Source organism: Staphylococcus lloydii, assembly GCF_015775975.1.
GTDB classification, from domain to species: Bacteria; Bacillota; Bacilli; order Staphylococcales; family Staphylococcaceae; genus Staphylococcus; species Staphylococcus lloydii.
This window is the reverse complement of sequence record NZ_CP064056.1, coordinates 2,264,013-2,289,495: the sequence shown is the minus strand read 5'-3', so window position 1 is coordinate 2,289,495 and position 25,483 is coordinate 2,264,013. Positions and strand designations below refer to the sequence as shown.

Sequence of the window (25,483 nt, the reverse complement as noted above, 5' to 3'; positions counted from 1 at the left end):
ATGAAACGGAATAACGTAGACATATTGTATTCAGTTTTGAATGCTCATTTGAGCATTTTATTATTTAAACTTAAGAAATGGGCCTATAGCTCAGCTGGTTAGAGCGCACGCCTGATAAGCGTGAGGTCGGTGGTTCGAGTCCACTTAGGCCCACCATTTATTTTAAATTGTACATTGAAAACTAGATAAGTAAGTAAAATATAGATTTTACCAAGCAAAACCGAGTGAATTAGAGTTTTAAAAAGCTTGAATTCAAACTAAAATAATCGCTAGTGTTCGAAAGAACACTCACAGATTAATAACATTTTGGGTTTTGAGTTAGACGTTATGTTTGACTTAAAAACAAAAAGATTAAGTTATTAAGGGCGCACGGTGGATGCCTTGGCACTAGAAGCCGAAGAAGGACGTTACTAACGACGATATGCTTTGGGGAGCTGTAAGTAAGCGTTGATCCAGAGATTTCCGAATGGGGAAACCCAGCACGAGTCATGTCGTGTTATCAACATGTGAATACATAGCATGTTTGAAGGCATACCCGGAGAACTGAAACATCTTAGTACCCGGAGGAAGAGAAAGAAAAATCGATTCCCTGAGTAGCGGCGAGCGAAACGGGAACAGCCCAAACCAACAAGCTTGCTTGTTGGGGTTGTAGGACACTCTATACGGAGTTACAAAAGTTATTGTTAGACGAAGTATCTGGAAAGATACATCAAAGAAGGTAATAATCCTGTAGTCGAAAACGATAACCCTCTTGAGTGGATCCTGAGTACGACGGAGCACGTGAAATTCCGTCGGAATCTGGGAGGACCATCTCCCAAGGCTAAATACTCTCTAGTGACCGATAGTGAACCAGTACCGTGAGGGAAAGGTGAAAAGTACCCCGGAAGGGGAGTGAAAGAGAACTTGAAACCGTGTGCTTACAAGTAGTCAGAGCCCGTTAATGGGTGATGGCGTGCCTTTTGTAGAATGAACCGGCGAGTTACGATTTGATGCAAGGTTAAGCAGGAAATGTGGAGCCGTAGCGAAAGCGAGTCTGAATAGGGCGTTGAGTATTTGGTCGTAGACCCGAAACCAGGTGATCTACCCATGACCAGGTTGAAGTTCAGGTAACACTGAATGGAGGACCGAACCGACTTACGTTGAAAAGTGAGCGGATGAGTTGTGGGTAGCGGAGAAATTCCAATCGAACCTGGAGATAGCTGGTTCTCTCCGAAATAGCTTTAGGGCTAGCCTCAAGTGATGATTATTGGAGGTAGAGCACTGTTTGGACGAGGGGCCCTTCTCGGGTTACCGAATTCAGACAAACTCCGAATGCCAATCAATTTAACTTGGGAGTCAGAACATGGGTGATAAGGTCCGTGTTCGAAAGGGAAACAGCCCAGACCACCAGCTAAGGTCCCAAAATATATGTTAAGTGGAAAAGGATGTGGCGTTGCCCAGACAACTAGGATGTTGGCTTAGAAGCAGCCATCATTTAAAGAGTGCGTAATAGCTCACTAGTCGAGTGACACTGCGCCGAAAATGTACCGGGGCTAAACATATTACCGAAGCTGTGGATTGTCCGTAGGACAATGGTAGGAGAGCGTTCTAAGGGCGTTGAAGCATGATCGCAAGGACATGTGGAGCGCTTAGAAGTGAGAATGCCGGTGTGAGTAGCGAAAGACGGGTGAGAATCCCGTCCACCGATTGACTAAGGTTTCCAGAGGAAGGCTCGTCCGCTCTGGGTTAGTCGGGACCTAAGCTGAGGCCGATAGGCGTAGGCGATGGATAACAGGTTGATATTCCTGTACCACCTAAATTCGTTTTAAGCGATGGGGGGACGCAGTAGGATAGGCGAAGCGTGCTGTTGGAGTGCACGTCCAAGCAGTAAGACTGAGTGTTAGGCAAATCCGGCACTCATAAGGTCAAGCTGTGATGGGGAGAGGAAATTGTTTCCTCGAGTCGTTGATTTCACACTGCCAAGAAAAGCCTCTAGCTAGAATATTAGGTGCCCGTACCGCAAACCGACACAGGTAGTCAAGATGAGAATTCTAAGGTGAGCGAGCGAACTCTCGTTAAGGAACTCGGCAAAATGACCCCGTAACTTCGGGAGAAGGGGTGCTCTCTAGGGTTAACGCCCGGGAGAGCCGCAGTGAATAGGCCCAAGCGACTGTTTATCAAAAACACAGGTCTCTGCTAAACCGTAAGGTGATGTATAGGGGCTGACGCCTGCCCGGTGCTGGAAGGTTAAGAGGAGTGGTTAGCTTCTGCGAAGCTACGAATCGAAGCCCCAGTAAACGGCGGCCGTAACTATAACGGTCCTAAGGTAGCGAAATTCCTTGTCGGGTAAGTTCCGACCCGCACGAAAGGCGTAACGATTTGGGCACTGTCTCAACGAGAGACTCGGTGAAATCATAGTACCTGTGAAGATGCAGGTTACCCGCGACAGGACGGAAAGACCCCGTGGAGCTTTACTGCAGTCTGATATTGAAATTCGGCACAGTTTGTACAGGATAGGTAGGAGCCTTAGAAGCGTGAACGCTAGTTTACGTGGAGGCGTTGGTGGGATACTACCCTCGCTGTGTTGGATTTCTAACCCGCACCATTAATCATGGTGGGAGACAGTGTCAGATGGGCAGTTTGACTGGGGCGGTCGCCTCCTAAAGAGTAACGGAGGCGCTCAAAGGTTCCCTCAGAATGGTTGGAAATCATTCACAGAGTGTAAAGGCATAAGGGAGCTTGACTGCGAGACTTACAAGTCGAGCAGGGTCGAAAGACGGACTTAGTGATCCGGTGGTTCCGCATGGAAGGGCCATCGCTCAACGGATAAAAGCTACCCCGGGGATAACAGGCTTATCTCCCCCAAGAGTTCACATCGACGGGGAGGTTTGGCACCTCGATGTCGGCTCATCGCATCCTGGGGCTGTAGTCGGTCCCAAGGGTTGGGCTGTTCGCCCATTAAAGCGGTACGCGAGCTGGGTTCAGAACGTCGTGAGACAGTTCGGTCCCTATCCGTCGTGGGCGTAGGAAATTTGAGAGGAGCTGTCCTTAGTACGAGAGGACCGGGATGGACATACCTCTGGTGTACCAGTTGTCGTGCCAACGGCATCGCTGGGTAGCTATGTATGGACGGGATAAGTGCTGAAAGCATCTAAGCATGAAGCCCCCCTCAAGATGAGATTTCCCAACTTCGGTTATAAGATCCCTCAAAGATGATGAGGTTAATAGGTTCGAGGTGGAAGCATGGCGACATGTGGAGCTGACGAATACTAATCGATCGAAGACTTAATCAATTTTAAATGTTTTGATTGGTAAAATGATATTTACTTACTATCTAGTTTTGAATGTATAACTTTTATACATCATTGTCTGGTGACAATGGCAAGGAGGTCACACCTGTTCCCATGCCGAACACAGAAGTTAAGCTCCTTAGCGCCGATGGTAGTTGAATTTACATTCTGCTAGAGTAGGACGTTGCCAGGCAGTAATAGGATGCGATGAGCCGAGACCCAAGGGTCTCTTTTTTTTATGCCTGAAAAAGGAGCTTAACTTTTTAAATGGTGTTTAAAACACTTTAAGACCGCAAGGTCTGTTTTTATAGATTGAAAATAAAGCATTAAAAACCTTTGGCGCAGAGAAAACGTTTGAAGCTGACGAACTCAAGTCGTCGCGCTACGCGCTTACGAGCAGGTAAGCAAGTTAGCGACGGGTGCAAGTGAGGAAAGATGCGAGCGTTTGCCTCAAGCCAAAAAAGCTCCTTAGCGCCGATGGTAGCAGATTTACATCCTGCTAATAGAGGAACACAGGTGAACAACACCTGTGTAAGCCACATTAAAATCAAAGAGTACGCATTCATTTACTTCATATAACAGTTTCTTTTAAATCACTTCAAGACCGCAAGGTCTATTGAAAATCACAAAGAAATACAGTTGCTGATGCAACTGCATAAGTATCACTAACTTGATTGTATCAAGAAGTGATACTTTACTTTGTTAGTGATTGAATTAATATATCGGTATGCGCTTGGAGTTCAGATTGTGGTATGCCACCGAAACCAATGATAAATTTTGGTGCAGTTTCTTCAATGTTATATTTGGCAAGTGGTACAATTTTTAATGAATTTTCTTCGGCTTGTGTCAAGCATTCTTCTAACGTAAGGCCATTCGTTACAGTTAATGTGAAGTGCATGCCAGTTAATGTGCCTTCTATTTGTAATTGATCATTGTAGGGCTTTAAGCGGTCTAATATATAACTCAGCTTATTATTGTAGACAGTTCTCATTTTATTTAAATGTCTTTCGAAGCTGCCGGATTGCATGAAATTAGAGACTAGTTTTTGCATATGAACTGGAACCGTATTACCTTCTTTGTGTGATAATTGATGATAATGTTCTAGTAATTTTTTAGGTAAAACGACGTAAGCAACACGACAACTAGGATATAGAGACTTTGAAAAAGTACTGATATAAATAACTTTGTCTTTTGTATCTAAACTTTGTAAAGCAGGTAAAGGTTTCCCAAAATATCTAAATTCAGAATCATAATCATCTTCAATAATATAACGATTATCATCTAACTGGGCCCAATGTATAAGTTGGGTTCTTTTTTTCAAGTTCATCACATAACCTGTTGGAAATTGATGAGAAGGTGTGACATAGGCAATATTGTTATTACTATTTTTAAAGGTATCAATGTCGATGCCTGTTTGTGTTACTGGCACTTGGATATAGTTTATTTGCTTTTTATCGAGTACTTGCTTAATTGGTGGATAACTAGGATGTTCAATTATGAATGAAGCCTTTTCTAAAATATCAGTTACTAAATTAATAAGTTGCTCCGTAGAACTGCCAATAATAATTTGGTCTGGATGACTACTTACACCTCTACTATTAAAAAGATAATGAGCGATTTGTTGTCTTAATTCCCATAATCCTTCTAAACTTCTATGCTGCAATAAGTTGATTTCATTATCTTCAAAAACATCACGTGCATACTTTCTAAATTGTTGCATTGGAAAATATTCAGGGTCTATTTCAGACATATTGAATGCATACTTATAAGGAATATCAGTTTTGCTTGCGCTAGTGTTTTTATTAATTTCATTAGGTTGCTGTTGTTGATTTTTATAAATAACCGGTAGTGATTCTATATCTGAGACAAAATAGCCAGAACGTGGTTTAGAATAAATAAAACCTTCATCTAATAATAATTGGTAGGCATGTTCTATTGTTGTATTACTGACCGAAAGGTGTTCACCCAAGGCTCTTTTAGAAGGGAATTTATCATTAGCATCATACTGGCCTTCAATGATTTGTTGCTTCAGTGATTCGTATAAATTAATATATAGACTTTGTTTACTCATGAACTGACCCCTTAATTTTATTTGAAATTGTACCTTTTTAAATACCAGTTTATCTTTTAAAATGAATTTAATCAACTAAGTAAAGGGGTAAGTGTAAATGTCTAAAATTACCGGATCAGAAAGAGTAAAAAGAGGAATGGCTGAAATGCAAAAAGGCGGCGTTATTATGGACGTTGTTAATGCAGAACAAGCGAAAATTGCTGAGGAAGCAGGTGCCGTTGCAGTAATGGCATTGGAACGTGTTCCATCTGATATAAGAGCAGCTGGTGGCGTAGCAAGAATGGCTAATCCTAAAATTGTTGAAGAAGTAATGAATGCAGTTTCAATACCCGTAATGGCAAAAGCACGTATCGGTCATATTACAGAAGCACGTGTATTAGAATCAATGGGTGTAGATTATATAGATGAGTCAGAAGTTTTAACTCCTGCTGACGAAGAATATCACTTATTAAAAGATCAATTCACAGTCCCATTCGTTTGTGGTTGTAGAAATTTAGGCGAAGCAGCACGTCGTATTGGTGAAGGTTCTGCAATGTTAAGAACAAAAGGTGAACCAGGTACAGGTAATATCGTTGAAGCTGTTAGACATATTCGCCAAGTAAATTCAGAAGTAAGCCGTTTAACTGTAATGAATGATGATGAAATTATGACAGAGGCTAAAAATATTGGTGCACCATATGAAGTGTTAAAATCAATTAAAGATAATGGTCGTTTACCAGTAGTTAACTTTGCTGCAGGTGGTGTAGCAACGCCTCAAGATGCTGCATTAATGATGGAATTAGGAGCAGATGGTGTATTTGTTGGTTCAGGTATCTTTAAATCAGAAGACCCTGAAAAATTCGCCAAGGCAATCGTACAAGCTACAACACATTATCAAGATTATGAATTAATCGGTCGTCTATCTAAAGAATTAGGTACTGCTATGAAAGGTTTAGATGTGAATCAACTTTCTTTAGAAGAACGTATGCAAGAGCGTGGTTGGTAATATGAAAATAGGCGTATTAGCGCTTCAAGGTGCAGTTAGAGAACATATTCGTCACATTGAATTAAGCGGACATGAAGGTGTAGCTATTAAGCGTGTTGAGCAACTTGAAGATATTGATGGACTCATATTACCAGGTGGTGAATCAACTACATTACGTCGTTTAATGAATTTATACGGATTTAAAGATGCGCTACAACAATCTAGCTTACCAATGTTTGGTACATGCGCAGGTTTAATTGTGTTGGCAAAAGATATCGTCGGAGAAGAAGGTTATTTAAACAAATTAGATATTACTGTACAACGTAATTCTTTTGGAAGACAAGTAGACAGTTTTGAATCCGAGTTAGACATTAAAGGTATAGCAGAAGATATTGAGGGTGTATTTATAAGAGCACCACATATTGAAAGTGTTCGCGATAATGTCGATGTATTAAGTCAAGTAGGCGACAAAATTGTAGCTGTTCAAGAAGGAAAATATTTAGGTGTTTCTTTCCATCCAGAGTTAACGGATGACTATAGGGTAACGCATTATTTTATTGAAAATATTGTGCGTCCAGCGATAACTGAAAAAGTTTAATAACTAAAAAAGAGTGGTCATAGTGGAATCAATCCATTACGATCACTCTTTTTATTAATTAAATGAAGAATCCAGCAATTGCTGCTGAGATAAATGATACAAGTGTTGCACCGAAAAGTAGTTTGAGTCCAAAACGAGCAACCATGTCACCTTTTTCGTTATTTAATGATTTTATAGCACCAGAAATGATACCGATAGAGCTGAAGTTTGCAAATGAAACTACGAATACTGATACGATACCTTTAGCGTGTTCGCTCATGCCAGTTGCTTTCCCTAAACTTTGCATTGCAACGAACTCATTTGATAACAGTTTAGTCGCCATAACTGAACCAGATTGAACTGCATCGCTCCATGGTACACCAGCTAAAAATGCAAATGGTGCAAAGACAAAACCAATTAAAGTTTGGAAGTCCCAGTGAATGTGACCACCAGATACGCCAGTGAAAATTGCACTTACGACCCCGTTGAGCAATGCAATAATGGCAATATAACCAATTAACATTGCACCAACAATAACTGCTACTTTAAAACCATCTAATATATATTCTCCTAAAACTTCGAAGAAAGATTGTTTTTGTGTTTCACTTTCTTGAACGATTAATTTGTCTTCTTTTTCATCAACACGATAAGGGTTAATAATTGAAGCAATAATGAAACCGCCAAATAAGTTTAATACTACTGCTGTAACAACATATTTTGGTTCAATTAATGTGAAATAAGCACCAATAATTGAAGCGGAAACTGTAGACATTGCAGAAGCGGTTAGTGTATATAAACGTTGTTTAGGTATGTATGCTAATTCTTTTTTCAAAGAAATAAATACTTCTGATTGTCCAAGAATGGCTGCGGCAACAGCGTTATATGATTCTAAACGTCCCATCCCATTTATTTTAGAAATTAAGAATCCTAAACCATTAATGATTAAAGGTAAAATTTTTGTATATTGTAAGATACCAATCAGAGCAGAAATAAAGACGATTGGTAATAATACATTGAAGAAGAATGGTGGGTTTTTGGGATCTACAAATTCAAAACCACCAAAGACGAAATTAACACCTTCAGCTGCTTTTGCTAATAGATAGTTGAAACCGTCAGATATACCACCAATAAAAGTTATACCAAATTTTGTTTTTAACAAAATAAATGCAAAAACTAATTGTATAAGTAGCAGTAAGCCGACATATTTCCAACGTATATTTTTTCTATCTGAGCTAAATAGTACAGCCAGTGCCAAAAATACTACAATCCCAATTAAGCCAATGATAATGTGCATAATGTTCTCATCCCTTTATTTTTTTCTTACCATCTATAATACAATAAAAGTAATATTAGTAACATAGATAATAAAAATTTTTAAATCATATTGGTTGAAAAAGGTCAAAGTTGGTCATATAATATAGTCAAAGAAGGTCAAAAAAGAGGTGATAATCATGCATAATATGTCAGACATCATAGAACAGTACATTAAAAAGTTATTTGAAGACACCAATGAAGACGCTGTTGAAATTCAACGTGCCCATGTTGCACAACGTTTCGACTGTGTTCCTTCGCAATTAAACTATGTGATTAAAACACGTTTTACTAATAAACATGGTTATGAAATAGAAAGTAAAAGAGGTGGCGGAGGGTATATCCGAATCACTAAAATTGAAAATAAAGATGAAACTGGTTATATTAATCACTTACTTCAAATTATTGGTCCTTCTATTTCACAACAACAAGCTTACTATATTATAGATGGTTTATTAGAAAAATCCTATATTACTGAAAGAGAAGCAAAAATGATTAATGCAATCATTGATAGAGAAACTTTAAAAATGGATATTGTAGCTAGAGACATTATTCGAGCTAACATTTTAAAACGTTTACTACCAATAATTAATTACTATTAAGGCGAGGTGATAACCGTGTTATGTGAAAATTGCCATTTAAATGAGGCAGAAGTAAAATTATCGGTTAAAGGCCAAGACGGTATACAAGAAAAGTGGGTATGTTCGACGTGCGCACAAGGTGGTAACCCTTGGACTCAAGATAAACAAGTAGAAAGTCATCAAGACGATATCGAAGGCGCGTTCGTTGTTAAACAAATCTTACAACACCTTGCTTCTAAACACGGCATCAACTTTGATGAAATTACTTTTAAAGAAGCAAAACGATGTCCGACTTGCCAAATGACATTAAGAGATATAGCACATGTAGGTAAATTTGGCTGTGCTGATTGTTATGACACATTTAAAGAAGATATTATAGATATAGTTAGACGCGTCCAAGGTGGTCAATTTGAACATACCGGTAAAACACCACACTCGTCTTATAAAAAATTAGCATTAAAGAAACAAATTGAAGAAAAAACAAATTATTTAAATCATTTGATAGAAGAACAAGAATTTGAACAAGCCGCAGTTGTAAGGGATGAAATTAAAGCATTAAAGACAGATAGCGAGGTGTCACGTGATGAGCGAAAAGGAAATTAATTCACATATTAGTGAATGGATGCGTGACGAAGAAGAACAACCCGTAGTAATGTCCTCAAGAATTAGACTCGCGCGTAACTTAGATAATCATGTACACCCACTGATGTATCCTTCAGAAAAAGAAGGTGAAAGAGTCATTAATGAAGTACAAGATGCGCTTCCCGAGTTAACGTTGCAAAGGCTAGATACAATGGACCAACAAAGCAAATACAAACTCGTTGCGAAACATCTTATAAGCCCTGAATTAATCAAACAACCTGCGGCAGCGGTATTGTTAAACGAAGATGAGTCATTAAGTTTAATGATTAACGAAGAAGATCATTTGCGTATTCAAGCAATGGGTAATGATTTATCGTTGCACACGTTATTTGAAAAAGCTTCTGAACTAGATGACCAAATAGATCAAGAATTAGATATTAGTTTTGATGAAAGTTTAGGTTATTTAACTACTTGTCCTACTAATATTGGTACGGGTTTAAGGGCAAGTGTCATGCTCCACTTACCTGGATTATCAATCATGAAACGAATGAACCGTATTGCTCAAACGATAAATCGTTTTGGATTTACGATTAGAGGTATATACGGGGAAGGTTCACAAGTGTATGGTCATATTTATCAAATTTCTAATCAATTAACTTTAGGTAAAACAGAATTAGAAATTATAGATAGCTTAGCAGAAGTCGTGCAACAAATTATTAACGAAGAATTACAAATTCGTGAACAACTCAATCGCCATAATCATGTTGAAACGTTGGATAGAGTTTATCGTGCATTAGGCGTTTTGAAATATAGTAGACTGATTTCAATGGAAGAAGCATCTTTCAGATTGAGTGAAGTGAAATTAGGTATCGATTTAGGTTATATTGAACTAGAAGACTTTAAGTTTAATGAATTAATGATAGCTATTCAATCTGCGTTTTTATTAGATAGTGAAGACGATAAATCAGTAAATGAAAAACGATCAGATATATTGAGAAAGCATATAAAATAGGAGGTCTCGTTTATGTTATTTGGAAGACTTACAGAACGTGCGCAGCGCGTATTAGCACATGCACAAGAAGAAGCAATCCGTTTAAATCATTCTAATATCGGTACAGAACATTTGCTTCTAGGTTTAATGAAAGAACCGGAAGGCATCGCAGCAAAAGTTTTAGAGTCATTCGATATTACTGAAGAAAAAGTAATCGAAGAAGTAGAAAAACTTATCGGTCATGGCCAAGAGCAAATGGGTGCATTGCACTACACACCTAGAGCCAAAAAAGTAATCGAATTATCTATGGATGAAGCAAGAAAATTACACCACAATTTTGTAGGTACAGAACACATCTTACTAGGTTTAATTCGTGAAAATGAAGGCGTTGCGGCACGTGTATTTGCCAATTTAGATTTAAATATTACAAAAGCGCGTGCACAAGTTGTTAAAGCATTAGGTAGTCCTGAAATGAATAACAAAAATGCACAAGCAAATAAATCAAATAATACACCAACATTAGATAGTTTAGCGCGTGATTTAACAGTTATCGCTAAAGACGGTACATTAGATCCTGTAATTGGTAGAAATAGTGAAATTACTCGTGTTATCGAAGTGCTTAGCCGTCGTACTAAAAACAACCCAGTATTAATTGGTGAACCTGGTGTTGGTAAAACAGCGATAGCAGAAGGATTAGCGCAAGCAATCGTTAATAGTGAAGTGCCTGAAACATTGAAAAACAAACGTGTTATGTCATTAGATATGGGTACAGTAGTCGCTGGTACTAAATATCGAGGCGAATTCGAAGAACGTTTGAAAAAAGTGATGGAAGAAATTCATCAAGCTGGTAATGTTATTCTATTTATCGACGAATTGCATACGCTTGTAGGTGCTGGTGGTGCAGAAGGTGCAATCGATGCTTCTAATATCTTGAAACCAGCATTAGCACGTGGAGAATTACAATGTATTGGTGCGACAACATTAGATGAATACCGTAAAAATATTGAAAAAGATGCTGCACTTGAACGTCGTTTCCAACCCGTTCAAGTCGACGAACCAACTGTTGAAGATACAGTAGAAATATTAAAAGGTTTACGTGATCGTTATGAAGCACATCACCGTATCAACATTTCAGATGAAGCGGTAGAAGCAGCAGTAAAATTAAGTAATCGTTATGTTTCTGACCGTTTCTTACCAGACAAAGCGATTGATTTAATTGATGAAGCTAGTTCAAAAGTAAGACTTAAAAGTCACACTACACCACCAAACTTAAAAGAAATCGAACAACAAATTGAACAAGTTAAAAATGAAAAAGATGCTGCAGTACATGCGCAAGAATTTGAAAATGCAGCTAACTTAAGAGATAAACAAACTAAACTAGAAAAACAATACGAAGAAGCCAACAATAATTGGAAAAACACACAAAATGGTGAAAGCACATCCTTATCAGAAGAAGACATCGCAGAAGTTATTGCAGGATGGACTGGTATCCCATTAACTCGTATTAATGAAACAGAATCTCAACGTCTACTAAACTTAGAAGATTCTCTTCATGAAAGAGTTATTGGTCAAAAAGAAGCGGTTAATTCAATTAGTAAAGCTGTCAGACGTGCACGTGCTGGATTAAAAGATCCAAAACGTCCAATTGGTAGTTTTATCTTCTTAGGACCAACTGGTGTTGGTAAAACAGAATTAGCACGTGCTTTAGCTGAGTCAATGTTTGGCGAAGAAGATGCGATGATTCGTGTCGACATGAGTGAATTCATGGAAAAACACGCTGTGAGTCGTTTAGTCGGAGCCCCTCCAGGCTACGTAGGACATGATGACGGTGGTCAATTAACTGAAAAAGTTAGACGTAAACCATACTCAGTCATTCTATTTGATGAAATCGAAAAAGCGCACCCTGATGTATTTAACATCTTGTTACAAGTGCTTGATGATGGACATCTTACAGATACAAAAGGTCGCCGTGTAGACTTCAGAAATACAGTAATCATTATGACTTCAAACGTCGGTGCACAAGAATTACAAGATCAACGTTTTGCTGGTTTCGGTGGTGCAGCAGAAGGCCAAGCATACGAAACTATTCGCAAGACAATGTTAAAAGAACTGAAAAATGCATTCCGTCCAGAGTTCTTGAACCGTGTTGATGATACAATCGTCTTCCACAAACTAGATCAAGACGAATTAAAAGAAATCGTAACAATGATGGTTAATAAATTAACTGAACGCTTAACAGAACAAGATATTAATATTGAAGTTACTGAAAAAGCGAAAGGTAAAATTGCCGAAGAAGGTTATGACCCTGAATATGGTGCAAGACCATTGATCAGAGCAATTCAAAAAACTGTCGAAGATAACTTAAGTGAATTAATTTTAGACGGTAACAAAATTGAAGGTAAAGATGTTGTGATTGACCATGATGGTGAAGAATTTAAATACGACATTAAAAAGCGTAAAAAAGCTAGCAAAACTAAAGAAACAACAGAATCATAATATGTATTGAAAGTAGATACGATGTTGTGATTTTAAGGCTAAGGCATTTAAAGATGTCTTAGCCTTATTTATTTGTATAAAATAGTATTTACAATAACTAGTAATTTAAGCACTATAGTATAAGTTAAAAGCACTATCTTTTATGGATAAATTGTTGGCACTTAAGAAACTACTGCAATGATTTTTAATAGGAATTGTATTTTGATTTGTCTTTAAAGAAAGAGAAGTATAAAATAGATTTGTTCTAGATAAAGTTGGAGGTGCAAATTTGGCCAAAAAGAAAGTAATTTATGAATGTATGGCATGTGGCTATCAATCTCCGAAATGGATGGGAAAATGCCCGAACTGCGGTGCATGGAATCAAATGGAAGAGAGTATAGCGCAGAAAGAAAGTAGTCCGAAACATGGTGTGAGAAGCAAGTCTACATCATCTAAAGTGCAAAAGTTAAATGAAGTTCGTCATGAAACGACGCCTAGAATTAAAAGTAAATCTGACGAGTTTAATAGAGTCCTTGGTGGCGGTGTAGTAAGTGGTTCATTAGTACTGATTGGTGGAGACCCAGGTATTGGGAAATCTACATTATTATTACAAATCTGTGCTGCCTTATCTCAAGACTATAATATTTTATACATAACAGGTGAAGAATCTTTAAATCAAACTAAGTTAAGGGCCGAAAGATTAGAAGAGGATTCTAGTCAGTTAAATGTATTTGCAGAAACGGATTTAGAAATCATTCATGAAACAGTAAAACAAATACAACCCGATATGATTGTTGTGGACTCGATTCAAACAATATTCCACCCGGAAATCAGTTCTGCACCTGGTTCAGTGTCACAAGTTAGAGAGAGTACCCAAAGTCTTATGAATATTGCTAAACAAATGAATATTGCTACATTTATCGTTGGTCATGTAACGAAAGAAGGTCAAATTGCAGGCCCACGTTTACTTGAACATATGGTTGATACTGTATTGTATTTTGAAGGTGATGAACACCACGCTTATCGAATTTTAAGAGCGGTCAAAAACCGTTTTGGTTCTACTAATGAGATGGGTATTTTCGAGATGAAACAGAGTGGTTTAAAAGGTGTCCAAAATCCTTCTGAAATGTTTTTAGAAGAACGTTCGACAAATGTGCCAGGTTCTACGATTGTATCAACTATGGAAGGTACTAGACCATTGTTGATTGAGGTACAAGCTTTAGTCACGCCAACTACTTTTAACAACCCTAGACGAATGGCTACAGGTATCGATCACAATCGTTTAAGCTTATTGATGGCTGTATTAGAGAAAAAAGAAAATTATTTGCTACAACAACAAGACGCATATATTAAAGTTGCAGGTGGGGTTAGATTAACGGAGCCTGCAGTTGACTTAGGTATTATAATAGCTACAGCGTCAAGTTTTAAAGATAAGGCTGTTGATGGCTTGGATTGTTTTATAGGCGAAGTTGGACTTACTGGTGAAGTACGACGCGTTTCTAGAATAGAACAACGCGTACAAGAAGCAGCTAAACTAGGATTTAAAAAAGTTATTATACCCGAAACAAATATAGGTGGCTGGACATTCCCAGACAACATAAAAGTTGTAGGCGTAAAAAGTGTCCACGAGGCTTTAAAACATGCTTTAAAAAACTAAGATAAATTAACCAAAATGCTTCGATTTATTTTGTAATAGATGGACGAACATTTTGCAGAAAGGAGATTACTAGTGTGAATATGGTAAAATTCATTGTAATCTTGTGCTATATCATATTAGGTGCAAGTTTAGGTGTATATTTTATTCCTGCTATTACTACGGATGCTGGTTTAGGCAATATAGCATTATTAACTAATAGCTATTTTACTGGTCTCATTGGTATTATTTTATTCTTTTTAATTTTTGGGTGGTTTATTAATAAAATCACTATAGGAATGAAAGAATTAGAGCGAACGTTTATGCGTCAAAGCGCAGTGGAAATATTATTTGCGACGATTGGACTTATTATAGGCCTATTAATTTCAGTAATGATATCATTTATTTTTCAAATTATCGGAAACAATGTCTTAAATCATTTTGTGCCAATTATTATTACTATCGTTTTAGGTTATTTAGGTTTCCAATTCGGATTAAAAAAGCGTGATGAAATGTTGCTCTTTTTACCTGAAAATATGGCGCGTTCAATGTCGATTAACGCAAGAAATGCAGTGCCTAAAATTATTGATACAAGCGCGATTATAGATGGTCGAATTGTTGATATTATTAAATGTGGTTTTATAGATGGTGAAATTTTGATACCACAAGGCGTTATCAATGAACTTCAAATAGTAGCCGATGCAAATGACAGTGTAAAACGTGAAAAAGGACAACGCGGTTTGGATATCTTAAATGAATTGTATGATACAGATCATCCGACAAGAATTATTCATCCTACAAAAACGCATAGCGATATCGATGCGATGCTAATCAAATTAGCACAACATTATAGAGCGCATGTGATAACTACTGATTTTAATTTAAATAAAGTCTGTCATGTGCAAGGCATACAAGCATTAAATGTTAATGATTTATCCGAAGCCATTAAGCCAAATGTCCATCAAGGTGATCGCTTTAACCTATTGTTAACTAAAATGGGTAAAGAATCTGGTCAAGCAGTTGGCTATTTAGATGATGGTACAATGGTTGTTGTCGATAATGCCAAGAAAAATATTGGAGAACATATTGATTTAGAAGTTATAAGCTTATTACAAACATCTTCAGGTAGAATTATTTTTGCGAAGAAATTAGAAACAGTGTAATTATAAGGTTTCATATAATAAGGTTGTTGTTGCGATAATCTTTTTATATGAAATCTTATATTCATTTAAAATGAAGCATGATGTTATCAAAATTAAGTACGACGTGCTACAATAGATAGCGAAAAATTGCTACTTATTTTGTTTATTGTTCAACTGTAATATTTGTCATATCGTTTTATAGAAAAGAGTTAAGCAAAATGAGTCTAGCTATGGTATTATTAATTAGAAAAATATTAAAGGTTTGCATTGTTAATATTATAAAGTGATAAATATTAATTTGAGTTGATACGTAAGTTTCAACTTTTTTGATGCGCCGTGAAACAGAAAAAGTTAAATTGGAGTGAACATAATGAGCGATCGTGTAAGAGTTAGATACGCACCTAGCCCGACAGGTTATTTGCATATTGGTAATGCAAGAACAGCATTATTTAACTATTTATTTGCCAAACATTATGATGGAGATTTTGTTATCCGTATTGAAGATACAGATAGTAAACGTAATTTAGAAGACGGAGAATCTTCTCAATTTGAAAACTTAAAATGGTTAGGCATTGAATGGGACGAATCAATTGATAAAGATAAAGGATACGGCCCATACCGTCAGTCTGAACGTGCAGAAATTTACAACCCATTAATTCAACAATTATTGGACGAAGATAAAGCATACAAATGCTATATGACTGAAGATGAATTAGAAGCTGAACGTGAGGAACAAATTGCACGTGGTGAAATGCCTAGATATGGTGGTAAACATGCACATTTAACTGAAGAAGAACGTCAACAGTTTGAAGCTGAAGGTCGTAAACCATCTATTCGTTTCAGAGTTCCTAAAGATACTACTTTTAAATTTGATGACATGGTTAAAGGCGAAATTTCATTTGATTCAAATAATATGGGTGACTGGGTCATCGTTAAAAAAGATGGCGTACCAACGTATAACTTTGCGGTAGCAATAGACGACCATTATATGGAAATCTCAGATGTTATTCGTGGTGATGATCATATTTCAAACACACCAAAACAAATTATGATATATGAGACATTCGGTTGGGAACCTCCACGTTTTGCGCATATGTCACTAATTGTGAATGAAGAACGTAAAAAATTAAGTAAACGTGATGGTCAAATACTACAATTTATTGAGCAATACCGTGATCTAGGATATTTACCTGAAGCGTTATTTAACTTTATAACATTATTAGGTTGGTCTCCAGAAGGCGAAGATGAAATCTACTCTAAAGAGGAATTCATTAAAATATTTGATGAAAAACGCTTATCAAAATCACCTGCTTTCTTTGATAAACAAAAGCTAGCATGGATTAATAACCAATATATGAAACAAAAAGATGCTGAAACAGTATTCGAACTTGCATTACCACATTTAATTAAAGCTGAATTACTACCAGAAAATCCTTCTGAAGCTGATTTAGATTGGGGACGTAAGCTAGTTGCGTTATATCAAAAAGAAATGAGTTATGCAGGTGAAATTGTACCGTTGTCAGAAATTTTCTTCCGTGATGAACAAGCTTTAGGCAAAGATGAGCAAGAAATTTTAGATGGCGAACAAGTTCCTGAATTAATCAATCATTTATACGGTAAATTAGAAGCTTTAGAACCATTTGAAGCTGCAGAGATTAAAAAGACAATTAAAGAAGTACAAAAAGAAACAGGTATTAAAGGTAAGCAATTGTTCATGCCTATCAGAGTTGCGGTAACTGGACAAATGCATGGACCGGAATTACCAAATACGATTGAAGTACTTGGCAAAGACAAAGTTTTAACAAGACTTAAAAAATATTTATAATAATTACAAAGTAGGTAGATTTGTAACTTGAAAATTTACAACAAACCACTTATGATTAATGGTGAATAGCAGAGGATTAGTAAATAATAGGCAGTGGTAAGAGAGTGTACGGTTGCTGCGAGTACATCACTGCGATTATTGAATGCACCTTTGTGTCTTTATAATTAAATAAGATAAATGAGCGTATACTAGTTAACAGTTTGGATTTTTATAGTCATTCAAGCTATCACTATTATAAAAAAGAGTGGAACCGTGCAAAAGCACCTCTAACATAAATTGTTAGGGTGCTTTTTTTAGTAGGGAGGAAATATACCTTGTTTAAAGTAATAAAAAGAATGAAAGACGATATTAATATGGTATTTGAGCAAGACCCCGCAGCAAAAACGACATTTGAAGTTGTGACATCATATGCTGGTTTACATGCGATTTGGAGTCATTTGATAGCGCATGAATTATACAAAAAGAAGAAATATGTCATCGCAAGACTCATTTCTCAAATCGCGCGTTTCTTTACTGGCATCGAAATTCATCCCGGTGCAGAAATAGGTAAACGTCTATTCATCGACCACGGTATGGGCGTTGTCATTGGCGAAACTTGTAGAATTGGGAATAATGTCACTATTTATCAAGGTGTCACATTAGGTGGTACTGGTAAAGAAAAAGGGAAAAGACACCCAGACATTGGCGACAACGTATTGATTGCAGCAGGCGCAAAGGTTTTAGGTAATATCCAAATTGATTCAGATGTGAATATTGGTGCTAATTCTGTCGTTTTAACTTCTGTTCCTAGTTATTCAACAGTAGTTGGTATTCCGGGCCATATAGTTAAGCAAGATGGTAAACGTATTGGTAAAACATTTGATCATTTGAATTTACCAGACCCTATCTATGAGCAAATGAAGGAATTAGAGCGTCAGTTAGAGAAAACAAGAAACGGAGAGATACAAGATGATTACATTATATAATACACTTACACGTCAAAAAGAGACGTTTGAGCCTATTGAGCCAGGCAAAGTTAAAATGTACGTTTGTGGCCCAACAGTTTATAACTATATTCATATAGGGAATGCACGTCCAGCCATTGTTTATGATGTTGTACGTAGATATTTTGAATATCAAGGCTATGAAGTGATTTATGTATCTAATTTTACAGATGTTGACGATAAATTAATCAACCGTTCTAAAGAATTAAATGAATCTGTAGAAACGATTGCCGAACGTTATATTAATGCTTTCTATGAAGATACAGGTGCGTTGAATGTAAGAAGAGCAACTTCTAATCCACGTGTGATGAACCATATGGACGATATTATTCAATTTATTCAAGATTTAGTGGACGAAGGTTACGCTTATGTTAGTGGCGGGGACGTCTATTATAGAACGCGTAAATTCGAAGATTACGGTAAATTAAGCCATCAATCTTTAAATGATTTGAAAGTCGGCGCTCGAATTGAGCAAGGTGAACAAAAAGAGGACGCATTAGACTTCACTCTATGGAAAGCCGCAAAAGAAGGCGAAATAAGCTGGGACAGTCCATTTGGTAAAGGGCGTCCAGGTTGGCATATTGAATGTTCGGTCATGGCTTATAAAGAACTTGGCGCTACGATGGATATTCACGCAGGGGGTACAGATTTACAATTCCCTCACCATGAAAATGAAATTGCCCAATCTGAAGCTCACAACCATGCGACGTTTGCCAATTATTGGATGCACAATGGCTTTATTAACATTGATAATGAAAAAATGAGTAAATCGTTAGGTAATTTTGTTCTTGTACATGACATTATTAAAGAGATTGATCCAGATGTATTACGATTCTTTATGATTAGTGTGCATTACCGTAGCCCAATTAACTATAATATGGAGTTGGTTAACGCAGCTAGAAACGGGTTAGAACGTATACGTAATAGTTACAAAGCTATAATAGAACGTGCTGAAATAGCTACGGATGTGACAGATCAAACTGATTATATTACTGAAATTAATAAGATATTAGCGCAATTTGAAGAAGTAATGAACGATGACTTTAATACGGCCAATGCGATCACAGCTTGGTTTGAATTAACAAAATTGGCTAATAAATTTGTTTTAGAGAATACTACATCATTAGCAGTGCTTGAAAGATTTAAAGAAGTTTATCAAATATTCAGTGATGTTCTAGGTGTACCACTTGTTGGACAAGAAGCAGAAGTCTTATTAGATGAAGACATCGAAGCGCTTATTGAAGAACGTAATGAGGCAAGAAAAAATAAAGACTTCGCTAGAGCTGATGAAATACGTGACTCACTAAAAGAACAAAACATCATTTTAGAAGATACGGCTCAAGGTGTGAGGTTTAAACGTGGATAAAGCCAACGCGAAATTGTTAAATCCGTTAACTTTAGCCTATATGGGCGATGCAGTTCTTGATCAACACGTGCGTACTTACATTGTTTTAAAACTTAAAAGTAAACCTAATAGATTACACCAACTCTCTAAAACTTATGTATCAGCCAAAAGCCAAGCGCAAACTTTGGAAACACTCATGAAGATGGAATGGTTCACTGAAGAAGAGTTAGATATTGTTAGACGTGGTCGTAACGCAAAAAGTTATACTAAGGCGAAGAATACAGACATTCAAACTTATAAGAAAAGTACAGCTTTAGAAGCGATAATTGGCTACTTATATTTAGAGAGTCATAACGAAAGATTAGAGCAATTATTAACAACAATAGTAAATATAGTTGATGAAAGGGCGTAATAAATTGGAAGACATCGTAATCGTTGGTCGTCATGCTGTTAAAGAAGCTATTATCTCAGGACATACTATAAATAAAATTTTGATTCAAGAAGGCGTAAAAAAACAACAATTGAGTGAGATTTTAAAAAAAGCGAAAAACGACAAACTGATAGTTCAAACCGTTCCAAAATCTAAATTGGATAATCTAGCAGATGCACCGCATCAAGGCGTTGCGGCACTAGTAGCACCATATGAATACGCAGATTTTGATGAGTTTTTAGCGGAACAACAAAATAAAGAACAATTATCGACAGTTCTTATATTAGATGGACTAGAAGATCCTCATAATTTAGGTTCAATTATTCGTACTGCCGATGCTTCAGGTGTTGATGGTATTATTATTCCTAAACGTCGTTCAGTTGCATTAACGCAAACTGTAGTGAAAGCAAGTACAGGCGCGATCCAACATGTTCCCGTTATGCGTGTAACAAATCTAGCTCAAACAATTGAAGCATTAAAAGAAAAGGGTTATTGGATTGCTGGTACGGAAGCGGATAATGCGACAGACTATCGTCAGTTAGATGCTGGAATGCCATTAGCCATCGTTATTGGTAGTGAAGGTCAAGGGATGAGCAGACTCGTAAAAGATAAATGCGATTTTTATATAAAGATTCCTATGGTAGGCCATGTAAATAGTTTAAATGCGTCTGTAGCTGCTAGTTTAATGATGTATGAGGTTTATCGTAAGCGGAATCAGTTAGGAGATAACTAATGAAGTCTCGTTATTTAATCATTGATGGTTATAACATGATTGGACAATCTACCGAGTTGAGTAAACTGTCCCAAGAGAACTTAGAAGAAGCGCGCGAAAGCTTGCTTACTACTATCGCTAATTATAGTGCTGTAATTGCTGATGAAGTATTATGTGTATTTGATGCTTATGAACAGTCTGGCATGCAAACTGAATATATGTATCATGGCGTTAAAGTCGTTTTTACTAAAGAGAAAGAGACGGCCGATAGTTATATCGAAAAATATGTATATGATTTATATGATAAATATACTACTCATATTACGGTAGTGACGAGTGATATGAGTGAACAACATGCCATATTTGGAACAGGTGCTTATAGAATTTCATCCAGAGAAATGTGGCGAGATTTAAAAGAAAGCGAAGTAACTATTACAAAGTCACTTGATGGTTTTAAAGAACGCAAGCCACGTACAAGAATCGAACTCTCAAATGATATATTGGAAGAATTCGAAAAAATAAGACGTGGCGACCGAAAAAAAGACTGATTTAGCACTATTGATTTAGCATATGAATCTATGTATGATGTCTGTACTTTTAAGAAAGGACATTACATATGATTCGTAATAAAACAACTCAAGAATATGAGCAACCAAGTCAGCAATGTATTGATGATTGTGTAGATTTAGTACAGTACTTAAGTAAAATGGAACCTAAAATTAGAAAAAGATTAACTCACTACGCTATAGATAGTCATTCCCAAGATGATTTATATCAAGAAGTAGTAGTTAAAATATTTTTAGCTATTAGTAGATTTGACTTCCGTCAATCAACGCCGTTTGAGCATTATATTAATAAAATAATAAAGTCGGTAAAGTATGATTATTTGCGAAAACGAAGTAATCTGTATCATAAACAAAAAATGCTAATTAATGAATACAAAGTAGAATACAATTATTTCAAACACTATCATTTAGTAGAGCAGCAAGTGTTAAAAACTGAAGTAGCAGAACAAATTATACAGAGTTTGTCTATTCTAAGTGACTTCGAGTGTGTGGTCGTTACGTTTTTATTGCAAGGATACACGCCACAGGAAATGGCTCGAAAATTAAACGTTAATAATAAAAATATTTATAATGCTATACAACGGTGTAAAATAAAACTCCGAAAAAAATTAACGTTACATAAAGAAAATTAAGTATCATTATACTATGATAAAAAGCGTTTCTTACTTCATTTGTGAAGAAGTTGAGGTTTGACATTTATCATGCAATTTATGTATAGTATACTGGTATTATAATGAATAAGGTGAAGTCTAGTGAAAAAAGTACCGCTTAGTTGCGAAGAATGTGGTAACCGAAATTACAACGTTCCAAAGCAGAATGATTCTACGATAAGGCTAACTTTGAAAAAGTATTGCCCAACGTGTAATGCGCATACCGTGCACAAAGAATCTAAATAAATTTGGGATGTTTTTATCTACTTGGTTTAATGAAGAGCGCAGTTATATGATAATTTAAGATTAAATTGAGATGGAGGTCTGTAATATGGCTAAAAAAGAAAATTTCTTCCAAGGCGTTAAGTCAGAGATGGAAAAAACAAGTTGGCCTACAAAAGAAGAATTGTTTAAATACACAGTTATTGTAGTAGCAACAGTAGTATTCTTCTTAGCTTTCTTCTATGCCTTAGATTTAGGAATTGGCAGAATCATAGAAATAATTAAATAATAAGGAGTGACGACATGTCTGAAGAAGTTGGCGCAAAGCATTGGTATGCCGTGCATACGTATTCTGGATATGAGAATAAGGTTAAAAAGAATTTAGAGAAACGTGTAGAATCTATGAATATGACAGAACAAATTTTTAGAGTTGTCATACCAGAAGAAGAAGAAACACAAGTAAAAGATGGTAAAGCAAAAACATTAACTAAAAAGACATTCCCTGGTTATGTATTAGTTGAATTAGTAATGACTGATGAATCATGGTATGTAGTAAGAAATACACCAGGGGTAACTGGTTTCGTTGGTTCAGCTGGTTCTGGTTCTAAACCGAACCCATTGCTACCTGATGAAGTGCGCTTCATTTTAAAACAAATGGGCTTAAAAGAAAAAACTATCGATGTAGAAGTTGAAGTCGGTGAACAAGTGACTATCAAATCTGGACCTTTTGCTAACCAAGTGGGCGAGGTTCAAGAAATTGAAGCCGATAAATTCAAACTTACAGTGCTAGTAGACATGTTTGGTAGAGAAACTCCTGTCGAAGTAGAATTTGATCAAATCGAAAAATTATAATAAAACAAATCATAACATCAGCTGTAAATTAGCAAAATTACTATTGCTTTCTATTCATGGTTGATGTTATAATACTGTGGTCGCGCTTAAGAGCGTTTCATTTCGTCACGAAATGTTGAAGAGTGGGAGGGCAAAACTGAGTCCTATGACCACATCACGATATCAAGGAGGTGCACATCGTGGCTAAAAAAGTAGAAAAAGTAGTTAAATTACAAATTCCTGCAGGTAAAGCAAATCCAGCACCACCAGTTGGACCAGCATTAGGTCAAGCAGGTGTGAACATTATGGGATTCTGTAAGGAATTCAACGCACGAACTCAAGAGGATGCAGGTTTAATCATTCCAGTAGAAATCAGTGTATATGAAGATCGTTCATTTACATTCGTTACTAAAACACCACCTGCGCCAGTACTACTTAAAAAAGCAGCTGGAGTTGAAAAAGGTTCAGGCGAACCAAACAAAAACAAAGTTGCTTCAGTAACTAAAGATCAAGTACGCGAAATTGCTAACACTAAAATGCAAGACTTAAACGCTGCAGACGAAGAAGCAGCAATGCGTATTATCGAAGGTACTGCTCGTAGTATGGGTATAACTGTAGACTAATAACATTGATATTAAAACGATAAATTATTATAGCAGATAACGATAGCTATATATTATTTATGGCTTGAAGAATGAATAAGGCGCAGCCTTTTAATTCTCAAAAAATGTTGTCTGCTCTTAACTTGTGTAAACAAGTAAACGTGGGAGGAAATTCCGCTAAAACCACTAAAGGAGGAACTTAAAATGGCTAAGAAAAGTAAAAAGTATCAAGAAGTAGCTAGTAAAATCGATCGCCAAAAACACTATAGTGTTGAAGAAGCGGTTGCATTAGCTAAAGAAACAAGCATTGCTAACTTTGATGCTTCGGTTGAAGTAGCATTCCGTTTAGGCATTGATACACGTAAAAATGATCAACAAATCCGTGGAGCGGTAGTATTACCGAACGGTACTGGTAAATCACAACGTGTATTAGTATTTGCTAAAGGTGACAAAGCAACAGAAGCACAAGAAGCAGGAGCAGATTATGTAGGCGAAGGCGACTACGTAACTCAAATCCAACAAGGTTGGTTCGACTTTGATGTAGTTGTTGCTACACCAGACATGATGGGCGAAGTTGGTAAATTAGGTCGTGTATTAGGACCTAAAGGATTAATGCCAAACCCTAAAACTGGAACTGTTACAATGGATGTGAAAAAAGCCGTTGAAGAAATTAAAGCTGGTAAAGTAGAATACCGTGCTGAAAAAGCTGGTATCGTCCACGCTTCAATTGGTAAAACTTCATTCGATACAGATAAATTAGTAGAAAACTTTAAAGCTTTACAAGATGTTTTAACAAAAGCTAAACCATCTTCAGCTAAAGGTACTTACTTCAAATCTGTTAACGTAACTACAACAATGGGCCCTGGTATCAAAGTAGATACTTCAGGCTTCAAATTGTAATTTCATACAATGATGATAATAGACTGGAAGATTTTCTTTCAGTCTATAATTAAATATTGACTTATTAACATAAACGAGTTATATTTGTTTATGTGATTATTTTACCTAAGACAGTAGGAGTTATTCGTAACTTAAAAATCATCCTACCGAGGCTAAAATTGACTTGAACGTGAAGATTAAACTTTCAAGCACTTTTTGCCGTGGGTAGAAAGTGCTTTTTTTATTGATTATTGGTTATTACATACTACGTGTGTTACCAATATCAAAATTAAAAGCACCAAAATTAAACTATATGGAGGTGTCTAAATGTCTGCTATCATTGAAGCAAAACAACAACATGTTGACGTTATAGCTGATCAACTTAAAAACTCAGTTTCAACTGTCATCGTTGACTATCGTGGTTTAAGCGTTTCTGAAGTAACAGAATTACGTAACCAATTACGTGAAGCTGGTGTTGAGTACAAAGTATACAAAAATACTATGGTACGTCGTGCAGCTGAAAAAGCAGGTATTGAAGGTTTAGACGAATTTTTAGTTGGACCTACAGCTGTTGCTACATCAACTGAAGATGTTGTTGCGCCAGCAAAAGTACTTGCAGGATTCGCAAAAGAACATGATGCGTTAGAAATTAAGACAGGCGTTATGGAAGGTAACTTAATCTCAGCTGAAGAAGTTAAAACAGTTGGTTCTTTACCAAACCACGACGGTCTTGTATCTATGCTTTTATCTGTATTACAAGCTCCAGTACGCAACTTCGCTTATGCGGTTAAAGCTGTTGGAGAACAACAAGAAGAAGAAAGCGCTGAATAATCGCGCAAAAA

The 25,483-nt window shown here is 36.5% G+C and carries 23 protein-coding genes, 1 tRNA gene, 2 rRNA genes and 1 other annotated feature; of the genes, 24 read left to right on the top strand and 2 right to left on the bottom strand.

Features of this window, described 5'->3' with window-relative positions:
* Nucleotides 1–79 precede the first annotated feature (79 nt).
* From ISP08_RS11285 to rrf, 3 genes are all read left to right on the top strand, one after another.
* Nucleotides 80–156 (top strand) — tRNA-Ile (locus ISP08_RS11285).
* Between the two features lie 193 nt (nucleotides 157–349).
* Nucleotides 350–3,272: ribosomal RNA gene (locus tag ISP08_RS11280) — 23S ribosomal RNA — on the top strand.
* A gap of 75 nt (nucleotides 3,273–3,347) precedes the next feature.
* Nucleotides 3,348–3,462 (top strand): 5S ribosomal RNA (gene rrf, locus ISP08_RS11275).
* Nucleotides 3,463–3,963: 501 nt separating this feature from the next.
* Here rrf and pdxR read toward each other — a convergent pair.
* A complete protein-coding gene (gene pdxR / locus ISP08_RS11270) occupies nucleotides 3,964–5,340 on the bottom strand; it encodes a MocR-like pyridoxine biosynthesis transcription factor PdxR (RefSeq protein WP_195718680.1) in 1,377 nt (458 codons plus the stop codon).
* A 97-nt stretch (nucleotides 5,341–5,437) separates the two neighbouring features.
* On the opposite strand from pdxR, the gene pdxS reads away from it, so the two are divergent.
* Both pdxS and pdxT read left to right on the top strand, forming a co-directional pair.
* The gene (gene pdxS / locus ISP08_RS11265; protein ID WP_048792343.1) at nucleotides 5,438–6,325 is read left to right on the top strand and encodes a pyridoxal 5'-phosphate synthase lyase subunit PdxS; all 888 of its coding nucleotides are present in this window, start codon (nucleotides 5,438–5,440) and stop codon (nucleotides 6,323–6,325) included.
* A gap of 1 nt (nucleotide 6,326) precedes the next feature.
* Entirely contained in the window at nucleotides 6,327–6,902 is a 576-nt protein-coding gene (gene pdxT / locus ISP08_RS11260) for a pyridoxal 5'-phosphate synthase glutaminase subunit PdxT (RefSeq protein WP_048792344.1), read from the top strand.
* Between the two features lie 58 nt (nucleotides 6,903–6,960).
* Here the strand turns inward: pdxT and ISP08_RS11255 are convergent, their stop codons facing one another.
* Nucleotides 6,961–8,175: a NupC/NupG family nucleoside CNT transporter gene (locus ISP08_RS11255; protein WP_048792345.1), complete on the bottom strand. Its 1,215-nt coding sequence runs from the start codon at nucleotides 8,173–8,175 to the stop codon at nucleotides 6,961–6,963.
* 157 nt (nucleotides 8,176–8,332) lie between these two features.
* On the opposite strand from ISP08_RS11255, the gene ISP08_RS11250 reads away from it, so the two are divergent.
* The 19 genes from ISP08_RS11250 (at nucleotide 8,333) to rplJ (ending at nucleotide 25,472) form a co-directional block, all read left to right on the top strand.
* Nucleotides 8,333–8,794, top strand: coding sequence for a CtsR family transcriptional regulator (locus ISP08_RS11250; protein ID WP_195718679.1), 462 nt, complete (start codon nucleotides 8,333–8,335; stop codon nucleotides 8,792–8,794).
* 15 nt (nucleotides 8,795–8,809) lie between these two features.
* The gene (locus tag ISP08_RS11245) at nucleotides 8,810–9,376 is read left to right on the top strand and encodes a UvrB/UvrC motif-containing protein (protein ID WP_048792347.1); all 567 of its coding nucleotides are present in this window, start codon (nucleotides 8,810–8,812) and stop codon (nucleotides 9,374–9,376) included.
* Complete coding sequence (locus ISP08_RS11240; RefSeq protein ID WP_048792348.1) at nucleotides 9,357–10,367, top strand: protein arginine kinase; 1,011 nt, start codon at nucleotides 9,357–9,359, stop codon at nucleotides 10,365–10,367. Before ISP08_RS11245 ends, ISP08_RS11240 begins: the two co-directional genes overlap by 20 nt.
* 12 nt (nucleotides 10,368–10,379) lie before the next feature.
* On the top strand, nucleotides 10,380–12,842 hold the full coding sequence (locus ISP08_RS11235; RefSeq protein ID WP_048792349.1) for an ATP-dependent Clp protease ATP-binding subunit: 2,463 nt from the start codon (nucleotides 10,380–10,382) through the stop codon (nucleotides 12,840–12,842).
* A gap of 268 nt (nucleotides 12,843–13,110) precedes the next feature.
* Entirely contained in the window at nucleotides 13,111–14,478 is a 1,368-nt protein-coding gene (radA, locus tag ISP08_RS11230) for a DNA repair protein RadA (protein WP_048792350.1), read from the top strand.
* A 74-nt stretch (nucleotides 14,479–14,552) separates the two neighbouring features.
* Nucleotides 14,553–15,617 (top strand): PIN/TRAM domain-containing protein, encoded by a 1,065-nt coding sequence (locus ISP08_RS11225; protein ID WP_048792351.1) that lies wholly within the window; start codon nucleotides 14,553–14,555, stop codon nucleotides 15,615–15,617.
* A 349-nt stretch (nucleotides 15,618–15,966) separates the two neighbouring features.
* Nucleotides 15,967–17,421 (top strand): glutamate--tRNA ligase, encoded by a 1,455-nt coding sequence (gene gltX / locus ISP08_RS11220; protein ID WP_048792352.1) that lies wholly within the window; start codon nucleotides 15,967–15,969, stop codon nucleotides 17,419–17,421.
* A gap of 335 nt (nucleotides 17,422–17,756) precedes the next feature.
* A complete protein-coding gene (gene cysE / locus ISP08_RS11215) occupies nucleotides 17,757–18,386 on the top strand; it encodes a serine O-acetyltransferase (RefSeq protein ID WP_048792742.1) in 630 nt (209 codons plus the stop codon).
* Nucleotides 18,370–19,770, top strand: coding sequence for a cysteine--tRNA ligase (cysS, locus tag ISP08_RS11210; RefSeq protein ID WP_195718678.1), 1,401 nt, complete (start codon nucleotides 18,370–18,372; stop codon nucleotides 19,768–19,770). The genes cysE and cysS overlap by 17 nt, the downstream gene beginning before the upstream one ends.
* 40 nt (nucleotides 19,771–19,810) lie before the next feature.
* Nucleotides 19,811–20,161, top strand: coding sequence for a Mini-ribonuclease 3 (locus ISP08_RS11205; protein WP_048792743.1), 351 nt, complete (start codon nucleotides 19,811–19,813; stop codon nucleotides 20,159–20,161).
* Between the two features lie 4 nt (nucleotides 20,162–20,165).
* The gene (rlmB, locus tag ISP08_RS11200; RefSeq protein WP_195718677.1) at nucleotides 20,166–20,912 is read left to right on the top strand and encodes a 23S rRNA (guanosine(2251)-2'-O)-methyltransferase RlmB; all 747 of its coding nucleotides are present in this window, start codon (nucleotides 20,166–20,168) and stop codon (nucleotides 20,910–20,912) included.
* Nucleotides 20,912–21,439: an NYN domain-containing protein gene (locus tag ISP08_RS11195; RefSeq protein ID WP_195718676.1), complete on the top strand. Its 528-nt coding sequence runs from the start codon at nucleotides 20,912–20,914 to the stop codon at nucleotides 21,437–21,439. The genes rlmB and ISP08_RS11195 overlap by 1 nt, the downstream gene beginning before the upstream one ends.
* Before the next feature lie 68 nt (nucleotides 21,440–21,507).
* Nucleotides 21,508–22,089, top strand: a complete 582-nt coding sequence (locus tag ISP08_RS11190) for a sigma-70 family RNA polymerase sigma factor (RefSeq protein ID WP_195718675.1) — start codon at nucleotides 21,508–21,510, stop codon at nucleotides 22,087–22,089.
* A gap of 120 nt (nucleotides 22,090–22,209) precedes the next feature.
* Nucleotides 22,210–22,353, top strand: a complete 144-nt coding sequence (gene rpmG, locus ISP08_RS11185; protein ID WP_080985236.1) for a 50S ribosomal protein L33 — start codon at nucleotides 22,210–22,212, stop codon at nucleotides 22,351–22,353.
* Between the two features lie 85 nt (nucleotides 22,354–22,438).
* Nucleotides 22,439–22,618: a preprotein translocase subunit SecE gene (gene secE, locus ISP08_RS11180; RefSeq protein WP_048792357.1), complete on the top strand. Its 180-nt coding sequence runs from the start codon at nucleotides 22,439–22,441 to the stop codon at nucleotides 22,616–22,618.
* Nucleotides 22,619–22,632: 14 nt separating this feature from the next.
* Entirely contained in the window at nucleotides 22,633–23,181 is a 549-nt protein-coding gene (nusG, locus tag ISP08_RS11175) for a transcription termination/antitermination protein NusG (RefSeq protein ID WP_048792358.1), read from the top strand.
* Nucleotides 23,182–23,360: 179 nt separating this feature from the next.
* Nucleotides 23,361–23,783: a 50S ribosomal protein L11 gene (gene rplK / locus ISP08_RS11170; protein ID WP_048792359.1), complete on the top strand. Its 423-nt coding sequence runs from the start codon at nucleotides 23,361–23,363 to the stop codon at nucleotides 23,781–23,783.
* A gap of 183 nt (nucleotides 23,784–23,966) precedes the next feature.
* Nucleotides 23,967–24,662 carry a 50S ribosomal protein L1 gene (rplA, locus tag ISP08_RS11165; protein ID WP_048792360.1) on the top strand — a complete coding sequence of 232 codons (696 nt, stop codon included), beginning with the start codon at nucleotides 23,967–23,969 and terminating at the stop codon, nucleotides 24,660–24,662.
* Nucleotides 24,663–24,748: 86 nt separating this feature from the next.
* Nucleotides 24,749–24,892 (top strand) — a sequence feature (ribosomal protein L10 leader region).
* Between the two features lie 76 nt (nucleotides 24,893–24,968).
* The gene (gene rplJ, locus ISP08_RS11160) at nucleotides 24,969–25,472 is read left to right on the top strand and encodes a 50S ribosomal protein L10 (protein ID WP_048792361.1); all 504 of its coding nucleotides are present in this window, start codon (nucleotides 24,969–24,971) and stop codon (nucleotides 25,470–25,472) included.
* Nucleotides 25,473–25,483 lie beyond the last annotated feature (11 nt).